The organism is Candidatus Methylobacter favarea (assembly GCF_902806695.1).
Taxonomy (GTDB): Bacteria; Pseudomonadota; Gammaproteobacteria; order Methylococcales; family Methylomonadaceae; genus Methylobacter_B; species Methylobacter_B favarea.
Genome location: NZ_CADCXN010000079.1, coordinates 1 through 17,368, shown reverse-complemented (window position 1 = coordinate 17,368; position 17,368 = coordinate 1). Strand labels below are relative to the sequence as shown.

Sequence of the window (17,368 nt, the reverse complement as noted above, 5' to 3'; positions counted from 1 at the left end):
TTCGCCTTTGGTTGGTTTTATTTTTGAATTTTTCGCGCCCGCGAAAATATAGCTTTAATTTACCCGGTATTTGGCTTCGGTTTCGTCGTGGATGTACTGATATTTGTCTTCCAGTGAGTACACCGAGCGAAAATCAACATCGCGGGCAAACAGGATCTGGATGCGTTCGCCTTGCGGGATATTGAGGGTAGGCGGAATGTTGACCGTGCTTCGCAATACCTCAGTCATGACGCTGTTGGGCTGCTGGGTGTTGTAGTTAAAAGTCGTGCCGCCGCTATTGCCCGCACCGCTCGCATAATTGCTGCCCGCCTGAATCACGCCATTGATAACTGAAATCAGTATCGCCGCCCCGAAGCGATCCCAAAAATGGTTATCCGCTTCGCCGGCAATGCCCGATCTACCCAGCGCATCGGTCGCCGGCGAGTCGAGTTGGGCAATGACACCATGTTCGGTACGGGCTTGCGTCCAGATGACGAATAGGCGGTTTTGGCCTTGCTGCACGCTTGCCCTTGTTTCACCGTTAATGGCAGTGCCTCGTTTCAACAACGGTACTTTGCCGCCTGCCCCGAAGATGTCATACGCCAGTACGCAGGTCACAAGCCCAGGTAGTTGGGAGTCAATGGCGGTTTCAAGCGTACAGTCGCCTTTCCGTCCTTTCGGAATCAGGTAGGTCAATGTCGGCAACATTTGAGCGCGGGCAGTGGCCAGGGTGGTTGGCTCAAGCGCATCGCCCAAAGGCGTGCTATTTCCTCCCGTATTGCCGGCCAGCGCTGTGTTTTGTCCCGTGGTGCGGCCTTTGTTCGGCGTCACTGCATTTGCGCCGTTCTGCAAGCCGGATTTGACATATACCGGCGTGTTCAAGCGGCGTTCTACGGCCAGTTCTTCCGGAGTTTTGGGTTTCGGTTGGCCATTGTTGTAACCGCCGGTTTCGGCGCTTTCGGCGGGCGGCCCGAAAAGATTGCCGGCATTGAGCGGTTCCGGCGGTTTCGGGGCGGCGGGTTGTGGTTGGGTTGGAAACGGGACGGCTCCCAGTTTAGGCAAGCTGCCGTTGGCTTGTAACAATTGCGCTTGCTGTTTGCGTTTGGCGTCTTCGGTCAGTTTTTGTTTAGCGGCAATGTTGCTGTAGTACCACGTTAGGAATCCGCCTCCGAGCAAAACAATCAAGCCGATGGCAAAAATATTGTTGAGTTTTGATTGAACCGATTGAGCTTGTGAGACGCTGGGGATTCGGCGTTCGCCCGCGACTTGTTCGGTATTATCCATGTGAGTTTCACTCATGGCCGGCGGCCTCGTTTTCTGTGGGTTGTGTTTTCAGGATTACGTCGTCTTTGATCGTGCCGGAGGTCATGCGCTTGCCGCCGCCGGTAAACCGCCGGTTCTCTATGCAGCCGACTAATTCGCCGCGACGCAGAATAAAGTGGCGGGCGATGCGGTGGACAACAACTTCATCCGTGTCCGGATCAATGTGGTAATTGATCAATGCTTCCGTCTGGTCTTCGTTTTCGGCAAAGATGGCCGGGTATTCGGCATGGGCGCTAAACTTGATATGGGTTTGTATGCCGTCGTCGTAGGCTTCAACGGGTTTCATCGATGGACTACCGCAATACCAATAATCCCGATTCGTTTTGTAGGCCACTGCATGCAGCTTGTCGCGCAGGCTGTTTTTGGCGAGCGGTTTGTCGCGTTGCCGCTCTTCGTCCTCCGGGTAACGGAATGATATTGAGTAAATCATGCTGTTGCGGTTTTTCGGCGGGTTTTTCCGCACTTCATAATCGAAGTGGTACACCCGCAAATTGGTTTTTACGTCGATGTTGGTGCGCACCAATTCCGCTTTCGGCTTGATCCAGGTATCGTTACCGTCTGCGGTAATATCCAGCCCGCCGGTATCCCCTGCCCCTACGCCAATGAATTGCTCATCGGGCGCAAGGCGTAAATGGGTTTGGTAGCCGACATAGCCGATTAGTTTAATTACATCGTCTTTGTCGTAAACGACTTCACGCACTCTGGGATCTGTGAGACCCGGCATTGGACGAATCTCCGCTACACCTGCCGTTCCCCACGCCAACAGCAGCGATACGGCGGTCATTCTGGCAACTGCTCTCATTTTTGGCTTCCGCCCAGGATCCGCGGTGGCCCGGCAATGACTTCCGGCTCTTTATGGTAGCTGATAATGCGTAATCCCATCGGGTTCAAACTGCGTTCCTTGTCATCTTTTGATGGTTCGCCATAGACATATTTGATGGTGGACAACCAGTGTTTGATTTGTGGTGTGCCGCTGCCGCCTTTCCGTATTTCGGTGGTAAAGCGGATTTGCGCAGTATCCCGTGCGCCGCTGTCCGGTTCCAAAAAGGTAATGCCCTTGACGTGTACGTTTACTGTCGTGCCATCCTTGTATTTCACAAGCGGCGATTCTGGGTTGCTTTCCGACCAATCCCGCGCCCATTCGTCATTGAGTTTGGCGTTGTTGAATGCGCCAAGGTATTCGTAGTCGGTTTCCGCAATCGCGTAGAAATAACGTTCCCGTGCGGTTTGGTAGTGGGTTAGCAGGTTGCGCGTGACAAGCTCGTTAAGCTCGGTTTCGCCGTTGTAGATCGGCACAACGTCCACAATCCCCGTAGAGTTATCCACTCGGACCACATAGGGCTGAGTGGTTTTCAACGGCGTTAGCCCTTTAATCGCCCACGCTAGGCTGGCCGCGATAGCGATCAAGCCGATGATGATCCAGCGCAGATATTTATTTTGTTTGAGAGCGTCGCGGAGCTTGTCGGCTTCCCATGAACTCGCCTCTTGCAAATAGCTTTCGAGTTGAGGATCGCGTTTCATGAGTGCACTGCCGGCTGAGCATTGATAGGGGTGAAATCCTCGGTGCAGCGCGGTAGTGGCTTGGTTGAGCTACAGGCGGTTAAGAAAATGAACAAATAGAGAACAACAACAAGGCGGTTGGGAGAGTTGTGGTTCATGACGACGGGGATAGTTAGGTGTTAGGTTGAGTCGATGGCATAGGCTCATTAAGCCTATGTCAAGTATATTTTTCTCAGCTCTGTTTTAGTGTTTCGGTTTTTCGTTTCGGGGTCGTTAACGCCTATGTTAGGCAGGTTCTGGATGAGGGGATTTTGTGGTCTGAGAGCCATGAGGGAATTTTCTTGGGGCCTACTTTTTGGCCGGTTTCTGAGGTGATCAACTCGACGGCTTGATCTTGCGTAAGGCCGTATTTAGTGAGAATTTCGCGAAATTCTTGCTGATTTTTATCACGTTCTTGGTTGTGGTTCGTTCGGGATTACCTTGGTGTTTGAGTAATTGATTGCGGCGACCTCACCGCCGCACCCGAACAATTTATGCCGAGGGCATGAGCGCATCGAGTTTTTTGTTTAGCGCATTCAGCAATGCTTCGGCGTCATTAGCCCCATCGACCGGATCGCGTGCCAAGGCAACATGCGAAGTGGTTTTTAATCAGTCAGACGCGGCATGACCGCTCAGTATTTTGTCGTGTAGCGCCATTATGGGGCTGTCTTTTGGGGTGTAAGATATTGATATTTGATGAGGTGCGCGGCGGCTCGGCTAGCGGCGGTGGCCAATGGCCAACAGGCCAACCATTGCGATATGCTGTAATCAGACCAGACGCCTCATATCACGGTAAAAACCGCACCGAATAGGATATACAGCGTCCAGCGTTTGTTTTTAAAATTCATTGGTCACTCACTTCGTGGTCATTTTTTCGCGGGCGCGAAAATTCACATCGTTAAAAAACATTGCTTCGTGCGATTTTGCCGCCCGTTTGCGCGGACCGCTGGCTTCTGGAGCCTAAGCGGTTGCCGATATTGCGGGTTAGAGATTGGTAGCGGCTGGGTTTTTCACCGGCCCGACCGTCGGCTACACCGCGACTGAATTCGTACAACGTGCGCCCAGCGCTGCCACCGGCTCCTTTTAACAACCGACTCAATACGTTGAATGTACCGAGGGCAACGCCACTGCCTAAACTGGCTGCGATGGTTGGTACCTGTCGCATGATGATCAGAATAAATCCTGATACCAAACACAGTTGAATGGACTCGGCCACTGTTATCCCCGCTCCCAGCGCCGCCGCTGTTGTGGCATACGTATTGAGCATTCCAAGGAGTATTTTTGCTGCTACTGACGCGATAATAATAAGCAGTGCGTAAGTTGCGAGTTGTGCGATCCATGCTTCGAAGAAGCGTTTGGTGGTGGCAAACATTAACCCTAATATCGGTAATGGACCGACGGCCAACAACAATCCCACAGCCACTAACGATAAATAGTACAAATAGGCTATCCAGATACAAATTGCGCCGACGAATAAATAGACAGCAAAGCCGGCGATATAAAAGTCGAAATTACCATTCATAATGCCGCCTTGCGTCATTAACGATTCCGCCACAGTACTGCCATCTTTCCAGATGTTATCGACAGCGGTTATCGCCACATTTCCACCAATAATCGCGTTGCTCAATGCTGCTGGAGTGGACACAAAGAAGTCTATAAAAACGGCGTTATATTCCCATAAATCGATTGCTACGGCGAAAATCACTGCCAACTGGATGATCCGCTTGGCCCCGTCCATAATCGGTTCTTCGATTGCCCCACGTAAATGTAAATACCCCCATACCATCACATACATGGTCGCAAACGTGACAGCCACCGGAGCGATACTGCTCGCTATATTGGCGGTTACTTCCCCCACCGTCCCTAATACATTTTCCTGTAGGTACGTCCAGAATTGTAAAAAAAATCCCATGTCATTATTCCCGTAGGTATGACGTTATTTTCCCTGGAATACCCCGTACTCCGGTTGTTTTAAATCACGGATATGACCGATATGATCGCGCTTTGGCCGATTTTCCTTCACTTCCGTTTTAACAATAATAGTGATCGGTTTATCGGCGTCCTGTGTGGCTACGCGGATCACCTGTTGCCCATTCTCTATTTGTGGTGTTACGGCCATTGGCGCATTTTCCGGGTTGTTGCTCGCCTGTCCATTAGTGGTCAGGTAGTACGTGCCGCCGGCCGTCGTGGCGGCCGTTAACACGATGGTGGTTAAAATTGTTAAGTTTTTGGTCATTTCTTGTCCCCTTTATGGGTTGTTGTACACCGTATAGTTTGGCTGTACGAGGTTACGAGTGTGGCCGATTTGCTGCACTCCCAACTCCCGCATTTGTTGCTGATTGATGCGCTCCTGATTTTGCAAAAAGGCATACATTTGATTCATTTTACTCTGATCGTTTTGTAACATCACCTGTTCGCCGGCAATCCGCGCTTGCAGTTCAGCGATGCCTTTGGGGTCGTTTGTGGTGTTGACCTGGTTCATCAATTGCTGAATGTAGTTAAATCTCTGTCCGGCAGCGTCCATGCTTTGCGCGGCTATGGCTTGTACGGCGGCGTTGTTTTTACGGCGCTGAGAAAATAATTTGAGCTGATTCGCGTTCATGTTAAGCGCTGTCACGGCTCCAGGTGAGAGGATGGAATTTTGATTGGTGAAGGTCTGCACTTGGTTACTCATGTAGCCGTAAGTGTTACTCAAACCATCGATAGCATCCATCATGCCCGTGGTGTTAGCCGGTAGATAGTTGCGAGCGGCATTGGTGATGGTTTGCACTGCACCGAATCCCCGGTTGCCGGTCAGTCCGTTGTAAGTGGATGTGACCATTTGATAGGTCTGCTGTAGTTGTTGAAGCTGGTTCGTCAGGGTGGTGAGCTGTTCAATGGAGTCGGCATGTTCTTCCGCGAAACCGGCTATGGTTTCGGCCATGTGTGCCGGATCGTTTACAATGTCAAATGCATTAGCGTTGGTGCTGAATAATGTTAGGGTTATTGCGGCGGCAAGCAGGGAGTTGTAGGTGACGATTGTTGATTTCATGGTGACCCCTGGGGTTATTGAACGGCGATGACGGTTTTCTCGGCTTTTTCGGTCTTTTTTCGGTGTGGGTTTTGTTGATAAAGCGGGAGCCAGTCGGCGGGATTGTCGCCCACTTCGGCAATGAGTTCGCGCACTATTTCGACGTTATGCGCGCGGCCCGATATAACATCCAGCTCGAAGTCGAAGCCCTTTAAATCCAGCTCACAGACGACGCTGCTGTTGCCTTGTTTAACTAAAAACTGACGGCTTCCGGGTTCGAGCTCTTGTTTAATCAACAGGTATTCGCGTTCGCTAAGGCCGAGCATGTCGATATATTCCTCTGGCCGCGCAGTATCGTTCGGGAAAAAGATTTTCGTGGAGGTTTGCTCAACCAAATCGCGGCTAATTGAGCTTTGTAGGCTATCGCCTATGCTTTGGGTGGCGAATGCAAAAGCGCCGTTTTTCTTACGGGCGGTTTTTAAGCCGTCTTTGGAAAACTCCTGAAAGGTTGGGTCATCGAGTAGTTTCCAAAATTCATCCATCCAGCAAATCAATCGCCTGCCGTCCATCAGTTCTTTCGTGAGGTGGAACAGGTACATCGTTATCGGGGTGCGTGTGGTTTTGTTGTCGATAAAGTCGGTTACGTCAAAGCCGATCAGCGGGCTTTTATCCATGAGCTGGAGCGCTATATCATTTTCATTATCGAAGACCCAGGCATATTCGCCGCCGGTACTGACACACCATTTGCTCAGGCGGGCATACAGCCCTTCGGTGGCTGCGGCGCCTTGCTTTTCGAGAAATTCGACAAACCGCGATAAACAGCGGTATTTGCGGTCGATTTCAGGGGCCAATAGGCCATTAATCGTTTCTGTGATTTGTTTGGTTTCTCGAACGGATAGGGGTTTGTCGGGATGGTAGGCGAGCTGCTGTATCCATTGATTCATAAATTCGATGTTGTTAGGGGTCGGCTCTAGTTGCAGCGGGTTAAAACCGGTCGGTTTTTTGTTTTGGATGGGCAGGTAACAGCCGCCCAAGGCGCGGATCAGAATTTCAAGGCCGTAGTCTTTGTCAAAGATCACTTGGGTGGTATTGAGCTTTTGGTTCATGCAGATCAAAAACCCGATCAGTACGGTTTTACCGGAGCCGACTTGACCGTAAATGGAGGTGTGGCCAACGTCTTTTTTATTGCCGCCGGCGGCATCTTTAGGGTCGCTGGCGTGGAGTGAAAAATAGTAATTGCTTTTAGCATTGCTGATCAATACGGCCATGGCGTCGCCCCAATGATTGCCGGTAGCCCGGCCTACAGGGTAGTTGTGGTAAGGAGCCATGGCGGCGAAATTGCGGCTGGTGATGGGCGATAGCCGGGTTCGATGCGCGAAGTTGCCGGGGAGCTGTGCCCAGAATGCGGCCTCGATGGCAAGGTCTTCGCGGGCTACGGTCATGCCGGTATCGCCCAGTACGGTTTTGGCCCAGGCAACATTGGTGTTGAGTTCGCGCAGACGCGGTTGGTTTTCGGCTTCCTTGACGCCTTCGAAGGGTTCGCCTTGAATGAGCAGTGAAAAATGATGATTCCCCATTACAATCTCGTTGCCTGAGATTTGATCAATGGCGGTTGCGAGGTCTTCAGTTTGGCTGCGGGCTAAATCGCCAATGTTCGTCATGCGGTGGTATTGGTTGACCAACAGCGATTGTGCGGCGGCTTTGGTAATGAATGTAAAACTTTGGGTGAGTATGAAACTGAACGGGGCTTTTAACAGGCCGTTAAACATGCCAACGACGCTGGGCGTCGGGTACTCTTTAATGCCCAAGATGGCGGCGACGCGGGTTTCGGTGGCGCTGCGGTATTCAATGGCCTCGGAGCCAAACGATAACCGGGAGGTTGCCAATACTTCGTTAAGCGGGGAGCGCGGTAGGGCGATGCGTTGCCATTCGCCATTGATGAGCAGGCCGAAGTATTCCAACAGGGTTGAATAATAGTGTGGGCCTTTTTTGTATAGCCCCAATGGTTCGGGATCGTATCGGTTAAGCGCGGCCATGACGTGCTGTTGCAGTTTGGTCATTTCTTCCAGCGCTTCTTCTTGCTCCTGCCTCGGGGTGTCTTTATTGAGGCGGTTGAGAAAGCTCATGGCAGTTTTGCCGACCTGTCCTGGTTGCGGTCTATAAACAATGGACACATAAATATCGTTGACCATGAGGATTTCTTGCGAGATCCGTTTTCGGTATTTTTCGTTGAGGTCGCTTGCAAAGCCCGGTTCGAATTCACCTTCGGGGTAGGCGTCCTCACGATGGCGAACCACGGTTTGCCAAAGGGATATATTGGGTTTTGCGAGGTTGCGGTAAAACACATTTAGGCGTTCGTGCCAGTTGTTGAGCTGTTCATCGTCGGCATTCTCAAAGCCGATGCCGGCGAGTTTGAACGCCATGACATAGCCGTTATGGGTTTTGACGACGTGCTCGTTAATGTGGATGGTGTATGGGATGTGTAAGGCGGCGGCCTCTTCGCGTAAAAGTGCTTTGTAGTTTTTTAAATCTGGTAAGGCCGACATGGATTTCCCTTTGCGGTTAAGGTGAAAAGCGGGGCGGTAATTTGCGCCGCCCTTTGAAATTGGGCAGGTTGTAGCGGTTGGGGGTATAGCTGCTGGCTTTCCATTGTTTGCTATTGCCCTTCAACCAGTTTAGTCCTTTGGTTCTGGCCCATAGCGTTAGCAGATTGAAAAACCGGCATTCGTGCATTAGCAGCAAGGCCAGTACGCCATGAATAGGGATGTAGGCGAGTAGCCACAGCAGGTTTCGCGTTATCAAAAACATTTCGACGACCGCCATCACCCCTAGTACCATGCCTCCGTTAGTGACACCGAAACGCATGGGGGGACGGGTAGCCGCAACAAACAAGGGATCGGCTTGCAATCCGTTGTTGCGAGACACGGGTTAAACTCCAAACAGGCCGCGTAGCGAGGTCACAACTTGTTGTGAGCCGAATACGAGGACGATGCCGACCATGCTACTGACGGCTAACACCCACGATACGCGACCGAACCAGGCCAATGTTCCGAGTACCATTACCGCAATGACGGCTACGGGGGTGAGGATGGCAAGCAAGTCGGTTGAGAGTGCGTCGGCTCCGGTGGTGAACGGGCCTGCGGCGTAGGCTAGGCGCTCAACGCTCAGGCAGAGTACAGCGATAATGAGTTGTTGAATGAATTTATGGGGTGGTTTATTCATGCGGTTTTCCTCCATGGGATTGGATTTTTTAAAGTTAAAAGTTAATCATTAAAACTTTTTAATGCTGTCCCATTTTCGCGGGCGCGAAAACTTATCCGGCTGTGTTGCTCATCTTGGGGTAACTGCACTTTGTCTGTTGTACAAATCACACCAGGGGCCGGCAGCGGGTACCGCTTGGCTTTCACCGCTTTTGGCGGTTTTCACTTCGTCCGGTTTGGTGAAGTTCACGGGTTTGACCACAATGGTTTTCGCGGCTTTGGCTCTGCCTTGGGCCACGTCGATTTCCTGTTGCAGTTGGGCGATGTTGCTGATAACTTCTTCCAGTCTGGACTCGGTTTTGTCGAGTTCGGTTTTGTTGGCGCCGGCAAGTTGCACCGCGCGAGTTTGCTGAAGGTTAGCGGCAAGCTGTTTTTGCTCGCTCAACTCAGCTTGCAAAATGGTGAGTTTTTCGGAATCGCGGGCGGATTGTTGATCGCTGTCAACCGTGGAGGCCAGTAGCTGTGCATGAGTCGGTGTAACAACGCCGATGGTGTATATCAATAGCGCGGTGCGAAAATGAGTATACATAATATCGTTCAGTGCGGGGGTTCGCCCGTTTAGAATTGGGCCAAATATGATAGTGGTTTCGATGTTATAGGCTCATTGAGCCCATGTCAATATATTTTTTGATTATTATTAAACGGTTTTAATCCACAGGCTTGAGCTGTTTGGTCCCCCGTTTTAACGCCGTCAACGCCCATGCAGGGCAGTTTCTTGATGAGGGTATTTGGGGATCAGCCAGCCACGTGCGAACTTTTCGAAGGCCCACGCTCTGGCCGGTTTCCGCTGTTATCAATTCCGACGCCTGTTTCTGGGTCAAGCCATATTTCTCCAGAATCGCGCGAAATTCTTTCTGATTCTTTTCTCGTTCTTTTTTTTGTTCAGGATCCATGGTTTATTTTTAGGCGGTCGTCGCAGGGCGACTTTTTAAGTTATTTTAATCAGTTTTGCCTGTCTTACTCCTTTTTGAGCTATTTTTAGCTATTTATTATGATTATGGGGTTGGTTAGATGGGAGTTTTTCCGATGCGGATAACTGCCATCCGTAGCCGGTGTTATCTATATTAAATGAGGTTGGTGCTTTCCGATAGTCATAGCTGTCTATGCCGGCCAGAATAGATAGTTATATCTATAGAGGATGGTGGTGTGGTTCTGCAGGCGGCATTTTCGCGGGCGCGAAAATGTGGAGGTGTGGTCTTAAATTTCTAGCTGTTTGAAAAGGTCGGAAGCATTCGAGGCATGGAATACATCCTCATCATTTAGGTCTTTACGAATGGTTTCCGCCGTCAGTGCATTGGGCTTCTCGCTGTCGGCGATGTAAAGACGCATCAGGTCGCGGATGATCTGAGCGGCGGGCGATGGCGATTAGCAGCAACGGCCCTAAATTGGTCGCGTAGCTCCGGTTCCATGTTGATGGACATCTGAACTTCTTTAGCCATGTTTGGCCTCCTATCCTTTACTTATACACTTCTCGTCGGTTCCCGATCTTCACTACCAGTATGCACAAAACGCTGTCTTGTATTTCACAGATCAATCGATAATCACCCACACGATAACGCCACAGACCGCCAAGCGGCCCGGTTAGCGCTTTACCTGTACTACGCGGGTTCTCGATCACCGCCAACCGTTGCCGCAGGAATTTCGTAATCTTCTTAGCATCATCTTTATCGAGCTTGGTAAGCTGCTTTCTTGCTGTTTCAGATAGTTCAATCTTCCAAGCCAAGCGACTTCTCCACTTCATCTAGTGAATAGACGCGCTCTTCCCCTTTTCGAACCCGCTCGAGCACATCAGCGGCTAAGTAATAATCTTCCATATCATCAAGCCCTTTCTCGATGATCTCACGCAAATAAAACGCTTTGGTGCGGCCTGTTTGACCGGCTAATTGGTTGAGCCGCTTTTCAATTTCCGGTGTAAGTCGAATTGATGTAGCCACTGCATGACCTCTGTTTAATTTGAATACGTGTATTCACTATATCATAAACATGCCACTCCTATGCCGGGGTGGATATTCAAATAGGTGGATTTATCGGAATGCACCGCAAGACACCTTCCTTTAGGTGGATGATGTAGCGGCGCATGGGCGATAGCCCATTAAACAGGGCGTTGCTGTTGTTCAATGTATTGCTTTAATACGGATAGCGGCGCGCCGCCCCGCCACCAGAACCGGCAAAATAACTGGGACTCCACAGCACGCCTTTCCAGTAAATCCGGTTCAGCTCCTCCGCATACTCTTTTCTAAGCATACGGCTCGATACGCCCTTCAAGCTGTTCACCAGTTTTGAGATTGCCACCGTGGGTGGATAATTGATTAACAGGTGAACGTGATCCTTTTCGCCGTTAAATTCCTTAATCTCGCAATCAAAACCGGCACAGACCTTTTCAAAATAGGCTCTCAGTGAACTAAGCATGTCATTTGTGAATGCTGCTTTTCAATATCTTGTCACAAAGACCAAATGAACGTGCATATTAAAAACACAGTGCCTACCGTGTCTAATATCGTTGTTTTTTTCCATAGACCAAATATAATGGAAAGCATGAAACGTTTGCAAGCCTATAAATTCCAGATACTGCCAAGCGGCGAGCAGCGGCGCGATATGCGCCGCTTTGCCGGTGCTTGCCGTTTCGTATTTAACAAGGCATTGGCATGGCAGAATGAGCGGTATGCTGCCGGCAAAACAGTCAAATTCAGTTACACTACCTTGGCAAACCTGTTGCCGTTGTGGAAACAAGACCCCGCCATTTCATGGCTCAAGGAATCACCAAGCCAACCCTTGCAACAAACCTTAAAGGATTTGGAGCGAGCCTACCTTAACTTCTTCGCCAAACGCGCAGATTTTCCGCGTTTCAAGAAGAAAGGCCACGCGGATAGCTTTCGCTATCCACAAGGCTACAAGCTCGATCAGGCCAATAGTCGAATTTTCCTGCCAAAACTGGGTTGGCTGCGCTACCGCAACAGCCGCGAAGTGTTGGGTGTTGTGAAAAACGTCACCGTGTCCGGCAAGCAAGGCAAATGGTTCGTCTCGATCCAAACCGAGCGCGAGATTGAAACGCCGGCGCACCCATCGACTGCTATAGTCGGTATCGATATGGGGATTGCCCGTTTTGCCACGCTGAGCGATGGTTCCTATTTCGCCCCGCTCAACAGCTTTAAACACCAGGAGAAAGCCTTGGTGAAGGCTCAGCGAGCCATGAACCGCAAACAGAAGTTCAGCAACAACTGGAAAAAAGCGAAAGCCAACGTCCAGCTTATCCATGCCCGGATCGGCAATGCCCGACGCGACTACCTGCACAAAGCCACGGCCACGATCAGCCAAAACCACGCGATGGTGGGTATCGAGGATTTGCAGGTTCGGAACATGTCCAGGTCAGCGTCAGGCACCACCGGAACACCGGGCAAAAACGTTAGGGCCAAATCCGGACTGAATAAAGCCATTCTCGATCAAGGCTGGTTCGAGTTCCGCCGACAGTTGGACTACAAACTGGCCTGGAACGGCGGGCAACTCGTCGCTGTGCCGCCCAGAAACACCAGCCGGACATGTCTGTGCTGTGGCCATGTCGTCAAAGAGAACCGGCTAAGCCAATCGCGGTTCGAGTGTGTTGAATGCGGTTTCGAGGAAAACGCCGATTTGGTCGGCGCTATCAATGTTCTAAGGGCGGGGCACGCCCGGTTAGCTTGTGCAGATACTTCGCCTGCTGTTGGGGCGTCGGGCCAAGAACCCACCGAAGCGACTCAAGCAATAGCTGCTTAAGCGCCGTAGGAATCCCCTTCCTTTAGGGAGGGGAGGATGTCAACCATATCGATCCTCGTGAGGGTCTTTCAATCTACCCCCGAAAAAGCGGATCATTGTGGGTAAATCCTCATCGGTTTTGGCTGCCCTATTCGATGTAAGGCTATCGATTCCCCTGCCTCCTCTATTCTTCTTTTTAACCCCTAGCTGTAACAACCTGCAATTAAAAACCCGTAAACCAGCAATCAGCGCAATTTTCGACCGGAATTAACTGCAACTGACGGGCGTACAAACCGAGATTATTTGCAACTGAACCTGCAATCATCCGTACCGACCTGCAATCATCCGGCGCAAACCAGGATTATTTGCAACTGAAACCACAGTAAATTCAGATTGGCAAGCCCGCCAAGCGCATTCGATCTCGAAGTTCGCTGGCACGCATTGGATCGAGCTGGTTGGCAAATAGCGCTTTGATTTCTGTTGGTTTTGCGTCGAGGTTCTGCACCAATTCTCGCAGACCATAGCCTTGCCGGGTGATGGTGGCCTCCATATCGTCCAAATGCTTGGATAACACCGTTTCTACCAATTCAGCGCCGACCGGATTTTCGCCTGATTGATACCCCGCTTCAAATGCCTGAGTCAGATGCCATTCAATCTGCAAGGCGGTCCGTAACCGACTCGCCAAGAGGTCAATGGCATCGGCGGTCATCAGTGTTTCCACGCCTTCCTTCTGGCGTTCTGTGCATTGGCCGAGCAACCATTTGATGTCTTCGCGCTGGCTGCCAGTGATGCCATCCAGTGAGAACATATCGGTACGTAAGCCGATTTCTTCCAATTTGGGGCGGCGCAAATCCTTACGCAGCTTGGGCCAACCCGCAAGTACCACTGACAAGCATCCGTCATCACTTTCAATCACTTCCATGAGTCGTTTGATTCCGGTGAGGGCCTTATCTTTCAGGGCATGGGCATCGTCGATAAATAAAGCCACCGGGCGTTTGCCCTTTTTAACCAGCGCCTGTAATTCCCGTTCGCGGTCCTCGGATCGGGACGGTATCCTGATCTTCTTTCCCGTGGAAAGATCGTAGAACAGCGCTGCCATCAGTGTGTTCAGTTTAATGTTGTGCTTTTCCACCGCTTGTGAGCGGGAGACGGTGACTTTATTTTCATCTTTCAATTGTTGCTGCAATCGGCGTAATGTGACGGTTTTGCCGCTGCCAACGACGCCGTAGAGAACGATAATCCGGCCTTCATGGATAGCACCGCGAATATTCTTGAACAATTGACTGTGATGTTCGGTTTCGTAATAACCGGCGCGATTCAGTGGTTTGGTCAGCCCATAATAGTCCATCACTTCAACCCGCATGTTGTCCCCCTTGGGATTCTTGGCATCTAAAATATTCTCGAGTACGTGCCAGCACAACGTTTCGTTCAAGAGTTTCGGCAAGCACGCTGTCGATGAAAGCGCGATCATTGGGCGTGAGCTTGGCTAACGGCTTCGCAATGTCATCGGCAATCGCCAGCTTGGCGGCAATCTTACTGGGGTAATGGTATTCCTGGCGTTCGGCGTTGAAGGGTTGCCGAGGCAATTCCTCCGGCAATGACGCCGGCTTTTCCAATTGTAAATCGGTGGCGCCGGTCAAGGCGGCAATGGGCAGCCCTAGCTGATCGGCTAATTGCCGAATGCGGTCGGCCTTTTCATCAACCGTGGTTTTCTTGAAGGCCCGGTACCGATTCAGAGGAATGGGACTAGATATGGGAACGTAAGGACCGGAACGTTTGCCATCGTATTCGACATAAAGTTCGGTGTCGAATAACCCCCACAACAGCAACACGGTTTCGCCCGCCAGTTCCGGCGCGACTTCATAGGCAGTGCCGTCCACCGAAATCCGTGCATCAGCCCCCACCCTATGCCGCTCCGGCTCCCGAGCAAACCGGCAGAACTGTTCCCAGGAACACATTTCGCGAAAACCATTTGCCGGCAAATTGGCGAGCCAGTCTTCCAGTCGTGTGTGGGGTTCGCTCCGGTGCGGCTTCCGGTTGTAGTCCAGTAAATAACGCTGCAACCATAAGTTGGCTTCGGCCTCATTCTGCGGCTGATGGAAATGATACAGTGTTTCATGTACCTCTTTCACGGTACGAAACGGCCGTTCTACTTTGCCTGTAGCGCGAGCCGTAACCCGACGGCCATCTTTCCCGGCTGGCATGTGGGTTTTCCAAATAATACCCAGGGCATCCATCACATTCTGGAATACCCGGCTCTTGGACACCGGGCCGCAATCCATGTAAATCATGTCCGGAATGCCTTGAAACGGAAAATCCGGCAGGTAGGACTTGGGCGCCATAGCATTGAACAAAAACCGCAACGCCGATTCGGCATCTTCACCGTAGACACAACGATATTCCTCATATCCTACGCCACTGCGGTCATCGACGATGCTGTATAGCATCAGGGTCGGCGCACCTCGGTTGGGTTCTATCCACAATGGCGCATTAACATGTTTAAGTTCGGACGGCGACATATCGAATTGCCAGCAAGCGTTGCTCAATTCGGCTTGGAATCAAACCGCCGGCGGCTGGCGGGTCAATCACGGTTGATCGAGTTTCCAGTAGCTCAGGTAATGATTTACCGTACTGACGCTTAATAGTCCTTTGGAAACACGGATCAATCCTTGCGGGGTTTCCAGACCATAATCTTCCATCAGTTCGATGGCTCGGCGAGTGGAAACATGACGCCCCTTCTTGTTAGTCGTACGCAACTTCAATGCTGCGACCAGCTCGCAATAGCGTTCTAACTCCGCTTTCGGCAGCACACGCGGCTGGCCACGGTCGCCGCGCTGAGCGGCCTTGGGTTTGTGCAAATCTCGAAGCGAACGGTAAACCGTATCGGTGGAAACACCGTAGAGTTCTGCGATGGATTTGACCTGAGTAGCGCGTTCCGGACTTTTGGGTGATAGTCGATCCAGCCGTTGGCGCAAGGCCAACAGCGAGTCGGCCGGAATGGGACTATGCCGCGTCGCGGGCATTGACACCCAACTCCGCCAGATAGTTATACAGGGTGCTTTTTGAAATCCCCATGATTTGGCAGATTTCCGCGATGCTGTGCTGACGTTCCTTATAAAGACGTAACGCTAACTCGCGCTTTTTAGGATCGAGTAGCTTTGGCCGACCACCTTGCCGTCCTCGCGCCCGCGCTGCCGACAGGCCGGCCTGGGTGCGTTCGCGAATTAGATTGCGTTCGAACTCCGCCAAAGCGCCGAACAGATGAAACACCAACCGGCCACCGCTGGTGGTGGTATCAATATTTTCTTGCAGACTTCTGAGTCCAATGCCTTGCTGTTCCAGTTTTTCAACCAAGTGGATCAAGTGTTTCAAGGAGCGTCCCAGTCGATCCAGACGCCACACCACCAACGTATCGTCTGCACGGGCTATTTCAAGAGCGCTGGCCAGACCAAGACGCTCGGTACTGGCGCCACTTTGTTGATCGGTATAAATCTTTTCGCAACCTGCCTTTTCAAGCGCGTCCCGTTGCAAGTCCAGATGCTGATCATCAGTGGATACCCTGGCATAACCGATCAACATATTTTCTCTATCCTCTAGTCCAATAAGTCTCAAGAACAAAGTATATCTGGAATTTGTTTTGTGGAATAGTTTTATGGACTCTGGAAGCCTTATCAGATGGCGTCAGGAAGTGGAAGGTTAACATGTCCAGAAAACGCCCGTTTCCTGGACGCTATATTTTGTTTTATTGGGTGCAAAATTGGTGCTATATTGGTGTATAACTTGTTTTTGAAAGGTCAGACAATGGTAAGACAAAGCATATCCGTATCGGAACCCAACAACGAATGGTTGAAAGCCCAAGTGGCCAGTGCAGAGTACCGCAGTAAGAGCGAGGCGATTAACGATCTTATCCGGCAGGCACGGCGGCGGCAGCTTGAAATCGAGCATATTCGTTCTGAACTGATTAAAGCGGAACAGAGCGGTTTTATCGACGAGCAACCGGACGATTTATTGGCCAACTTCAAGGAAGAAGCACGGCAAGATGGGCTCTTATAAACTTTCGAAAAAAGCCCGCGCCGATTTGAAGAGGATCTGGTTATACGGCGTTAAAACGCACGGAAATCAGAGAGCCGAGCAATATCATCAAGGGCTGCTTGATCGCTTTGCACAAATCGCGGAACAGCCTTATCTATATCAGGCCGTTGACAATATCCGCGCAGGATATAGGCGTAGCGTGTATGGCACCGACAGCATTTATTACCGGATCAATGGCGGTATAGTCGAAATCATGACTATCTTAGGCCATCAGGATACGGAAGACTGGCTATAACAGTAGTCGTGCCGCCAGCCGCCATTTTAATCATTGGGAAGTCCGGTGCTACACAATACCGAAATGCGCGTTTGACCTAATCAGCCTTTGCGGATATTGGCTTCTTCTGAAAGAAGACGTTCCGGAATGGCTGTTTTCATGCTCCGCGAATCTCTGCTGACGACGCAATGCAGAAGTTGAGCATCGGTATGCTCTGGGTCT

General features: G+C 51.0%; 18 protein-coding genes and 2 pseudogenes. 3 read left to right on the top strand and 17 right to left on the bottom strand.

What is annotated here, in order from left to right:
- Positions 1–54: 54 nt before the first annotated feature.
- The 14 genes and pseudogenes from HUX64_RS12465 to tnpA all read right to left on the bottom strand — a co-directional run bounded on the left by HUX64_RS12465 (position 55) and on the right by tnpA (position 11,625).
- Entirely contained in the window at positions 55–1,278 is a 1,224-nt protein-coding gene (locus HUX64_RS12465) for a TrbI/VirB10 family protein (RefSeq protein WP_174626555.1), read from the bottom strand.
- The gene (locus HUX64_RS12460) at positions 1,271–2,104 is read right to left on the bottom strand and encodes a TrbG/VirB9 family P-type conjugative transfer protein (RefSeq protein WP_174626554.1); all 834 of its coding nucleotides are present in this window, start codon (positions 2,102–2,104) and stop codon (positions 1,271–1,273) included. Before HUX64_RS12460 ends, HUX64_RS12465 begins: the two co-directional genes overlap by 8 nt.
- The gene (locus HUX64_RS12455) at positions 2,101–2,823 is read right to left on the bottom strand and encodes a VirB8 family type IV secretion system protein (RefSeq protein WP_174626553.1); all 723 of its coding nucleotides are present in this window, start codon (positions 2,821–2,823) and stop codon (positions 2,101–2,103) included. The genes HUX64_RS12460 and HUX64_RS12455 overlap by 4 nt, the downstream gene beginning before the upstream one ends.
- Positions 2,824–3,739: 916 nt before the next feature.
- Positions 3,740–4,753, bottom strand: a complete 1,014-nt coding sequence (locus HUX64_RS12450; protein ID WP_174626552.1) for a TrbL/VirB6 family protein — start codon at positions 4,751–4,753, stop codon at positions 3,740–3,742.
- A 24-nt stretch (positions 4,754–4,777) separates the two neighbouring features.
- On the bottom strand, positions 4,778–5,077 hold the full coding sequence (locus tag HUX64_RS12445) for a hypothetical protein (RefSeq protein WP_174626551.1): 300 nt from the start codon (positions 5,075–5,077) through the stop codon (positions 4,778–4,780).
- A 12-nt stretch (positions 5,078–5,089) separates the two neighbouring features.
- A complete protein-coding gene (locus tag HUX64_RS12440; RefSeq protein WP_174626550.1) occupies positions 5,090–5,872 on the bottom strand; it encodes a type IV secretion system protein in 783 nt (260 codons plus the stop codon).
- A 14-nt stretch (positions 5,873–5,886) separates the two neighbouring features.
- The gene (locus HUX64_RS12435) at positions 5,887–8,397 is read right to left on the bottom strand and encodes a VirB4 family type IV secretion/conjugal transfer ATPase (RefSeq protein WP_174626549.1); all 2,511 of its coding nucleotides are present in this window, start codon (positions 8,395–8,397) and stop codon (positions 5,887–5,889) included.
- Between the two features lie 16 nt (positions 8,398–8,413).
- Positions 8,414–8,776 (bottom strand): VirB3 family type IV secretion system protein, encoded by a 363-nt coding sequence (locus tag HUX64_RS12430; RefSeq protein ID WP_174626548.1) that lies wholly within the window; start codon positions 8,774–8,776, stop codon positions 8,414–8,416.
- Positions 8,777–8,779: 3 nt separating this feature from the next.
- Entirely contained in the window at positions 8,780–9,073 is a 294-nt protein-coding gene (locus HUX64_RS12425; RefSeq protein ID WP_217426520.1) for a TrbC/VirB2 family protein, read from the bottom strand.
- Positions 9,074–9,181: 108 nt separating this feature from the next.
- Positions 9,182–9,640 carry a hypothetical protein gene (locus tag HUX64_RS12420; RefSeq protein WP_174626546.1) on the bottom strand — a complete coding sequence of 153 codons (459 nt, stop codon included), beginning with the start codon at positions 9,638–9,640 and terminating at the stop codon, positions 9,182–9,184.
- 118 nt (positions 9,641–9,758) lie between these two features.
- On the bottom strand, positions 9,759–10,004 hold the full coding sequence (locus HUX64_RS12415; protein WP_174626545.1) for a hypothetical protein: 246 nt from the start codon (positions 10,002–10,004) through the stop codon (positions 9,759–9,761).
- A 563-nt stretch (positions 10,005–10,567) separates the two neighbouring features.
- Complete coding sequence (locus tag HUX64_RS12410) at positions 10,568–10,834, bottom strand: type II toxin-antitoxin system RelE family toxin (RefSeq protein ID WP_174626544.1); 267 nt, start codon at positions 10,832–10,834, stop codon at positions 10,568–10,570.
- Positions 10,818–11,045: a type II toxin-antitoxin system RelB family antitoxin gene (relB, locus tag HUX64_RS12405; RefSeq protein ID WP_174626543.1), complete on the bottom strand. Its 228-nt coding sequence runs from the start codon at positions 11,043–11,045 to the stop codon at positions 10,818–10,820. Before relB ends, HUX64_RS12410 begins: the two co-directional genes overlap by 17 nt.
- A gap of 158 nt (positions 11,046–11,203) precedes the next feature.
- Positions 11,204–11,625, bottom strand: a pseudogene (gene tnpA, locus HUX64_RS12400) (IS200/IS605 family transposase).
- On the opposite strand from tnpA, the gene HUX64_RS12395 reads away from it, so the two are divergent.
- Positions 11,599–12,861, top strand: a complete 1,263-nt coding sequence (locus HUX64_RS12395) for an RNA-guided endonuclease InsQ/TnpB family protein (protein ID WP_217426518.1) — start codon at positions 11,599–11,601, stop codon at positions 12,859–12,861. The pseudogene tnpA and the gene HUX64_RS12395 overlap by 27 nt on opposite strands.
- Before the next feature lie 367 nt (positions 12,862–13,228).
- On the opposite strand, the gene HUX64_RS12390 is transcribed toward HUX64_RS12395, so the two are convergent.
- From HUX64_RS12390 to HUX64_RS12380, 3 genes and pseudogenes are all read right to left on the bottom strand, one after another.
- On the bottom strand, positions 13,229–14,203 hold the full coding sequence (locus HUX64_RS12390; RefSeq protein ID WP_174626542.1) for an ExeA family protein: 975 nt from the start codon (positions 14,201–14,203) through the stop codon (positions 13,229–13,231).
- Positions 14,193–15,839, bottom strand: a pseudogene (locus HUX64_RS12385) (transposase family protein). Before HUX64_RS12385 ends, HUX64_RS12390 begins: the two are co-directional and overlap by 11 nt.
- Before the next feature lie 4 nt (positions 15,840–15,843).
- The gene (locus HUX64_RS12380; RefSeq protein ID WP_174626541.1) at positions 15,844–16,419 is read right to left on the bottom strand and encodes a recombinase family protein; all 576 of its coding nucleotides are present in this window, start codon (positions 16,417–16,419) and stop codon (positions 15,844–15,846) included.
- Positions 16,420–16,641: 222 nt separating this feature from the next.
- Here HUX64_RS12380 and HUX64_RS12375 point away from each other — a divergent pair, with 222 nt between their 5' ends.
- A complete protein-coding gene (locus HUX64_RS12375; protein WP_174626540.1) occupies positions 16,642–16,893 on the top strand; it encodes a ribbon-helix-helix domain-containing protein in 252 nt (83 codons plus the stop codon).
- On the top strand, positions 16,880–17,167 hold the full coding sequence (locus HUX64_RS12370; protein ID WP_174626539.1) for a type II toxin-antitoxin system RelE/ParE family toxin: 288 nt from the start codon (positions 16,880–16,882) through the stop codon (positions 17,165–17,167). The genes HUX64_RS12375 and HUX64_RS12370 overlap by 14 nt, the downstream gene beginning before the upstream one ends.
- Positions 17,168–17,368 lie beyond the last annotated feature (201 nt).

What these genes read in the sequence shown, in the direction of transcription:
- HUX64_RS12380 (WP_174626541.1), bottom strand. Translation starts at nt 16,419, where the DNA reads ATGTTGATCGGTTATGCCAGGGTATCCACTGATGATCAGCATCTGGAC.
- HUX64_RS12420 (WP_174626546.1), bottom strand. Translation starts at nt 9,640, where the DNA reads ATGTATACTCATTTTCGCACCGCGCTATTGATATACACCATCGGCGTT.
- HUX64_RS12465 (WP_174626555.1), bottom strand. Translation starts at nt 1,278, where the DNA reads ATGAGTGAAACTCACATGGATAATACCGAACAAGTCGCGGGCGAACGC.
- HUX64_RS12440 (WP_174626550.1), bottom strand. Translation starts at nt 5,872, where the DNA reads ATGAAATCAACAATCGTCACCTACAACTCCCTGCTTGCCGCCGCAATA.
- HUX64_RS12460 (WP_174626554.1), bottom strand. Translation starts at nt 2,104, where the DNA reads ATGAGAGCAGTTGCCAGAATGACCGCCGTATCGCTGCTGTTGGCGTGG.
- HUX64_RS12450 (WP_174626552.1), bottom strand. Translation starts at nt 4,753, where the DNA reads ATGGGATTTTTTTTACAATTCTGGACGTACCTACAGGAAAATGTATTA.
- HUX64_RS12455 (WP_174626553.1), bottom strand. Translation starts at nt 2,823, where the DNA reads ATGAAACGCGATCCTCAACTCGAAAGCTATTTGCAAGAGGCGAGTTCA.
- HUX64_RS12390 (WP_174626542.1), bottom strand. Translation starts at nt 14,203, where the DNA reads ATGCGGGTTGAAGTGATGGACTATTATGGGCTGACCAAACCACTGAAT.
- HUX64_RS12415 (WP_174626545.1), bottom strand. Translation starts at nt 10,004, where the DNA reads ATGGATCCTGAACAAAAAAAAGAACGAGAAAAGAATCAGAAAGAATTT.
- HUX64_RS12425 (WP_217426520.1), bottom strand. Translation starts at nt 9,073, where the DNA reads ATGAATAAACCACCCCATAAATTCATTCAACAACTCATTATCGCTGTA.
- HUX64_RS12370 (WP_174626539.1), top strand. Translation starts at nt 16,880, where the DNA reads ATGGGCTCTTATAAACTTTCGAAAAAAGCCCGCGCCGATTTGAAGAGG.
- HUX64_RS12375 (WP_174626540.1), top strand. Translation starts at nt 16,642, where the DNA reads ATGGTAAGACAAAGCATATCCGTATCGGAACCCAACAACGAATGGTTG.
- HUX64_RS12445 (WP_174626551.1), bottom strand. Translation starts at nt 5,077, where the DNA reads ATGACCAAAAACTTAACAATTTTAACCACCATCGTGTTAACGGCCGCC.
- HUX64_RS12435 (WP_174626549.1), bottom strand. Translation starts at nt 8,397, where the DNA reads ATGTCGGCCTTACCAGATTTAAAAAACTACAAAGCACTTTTACGCGAA.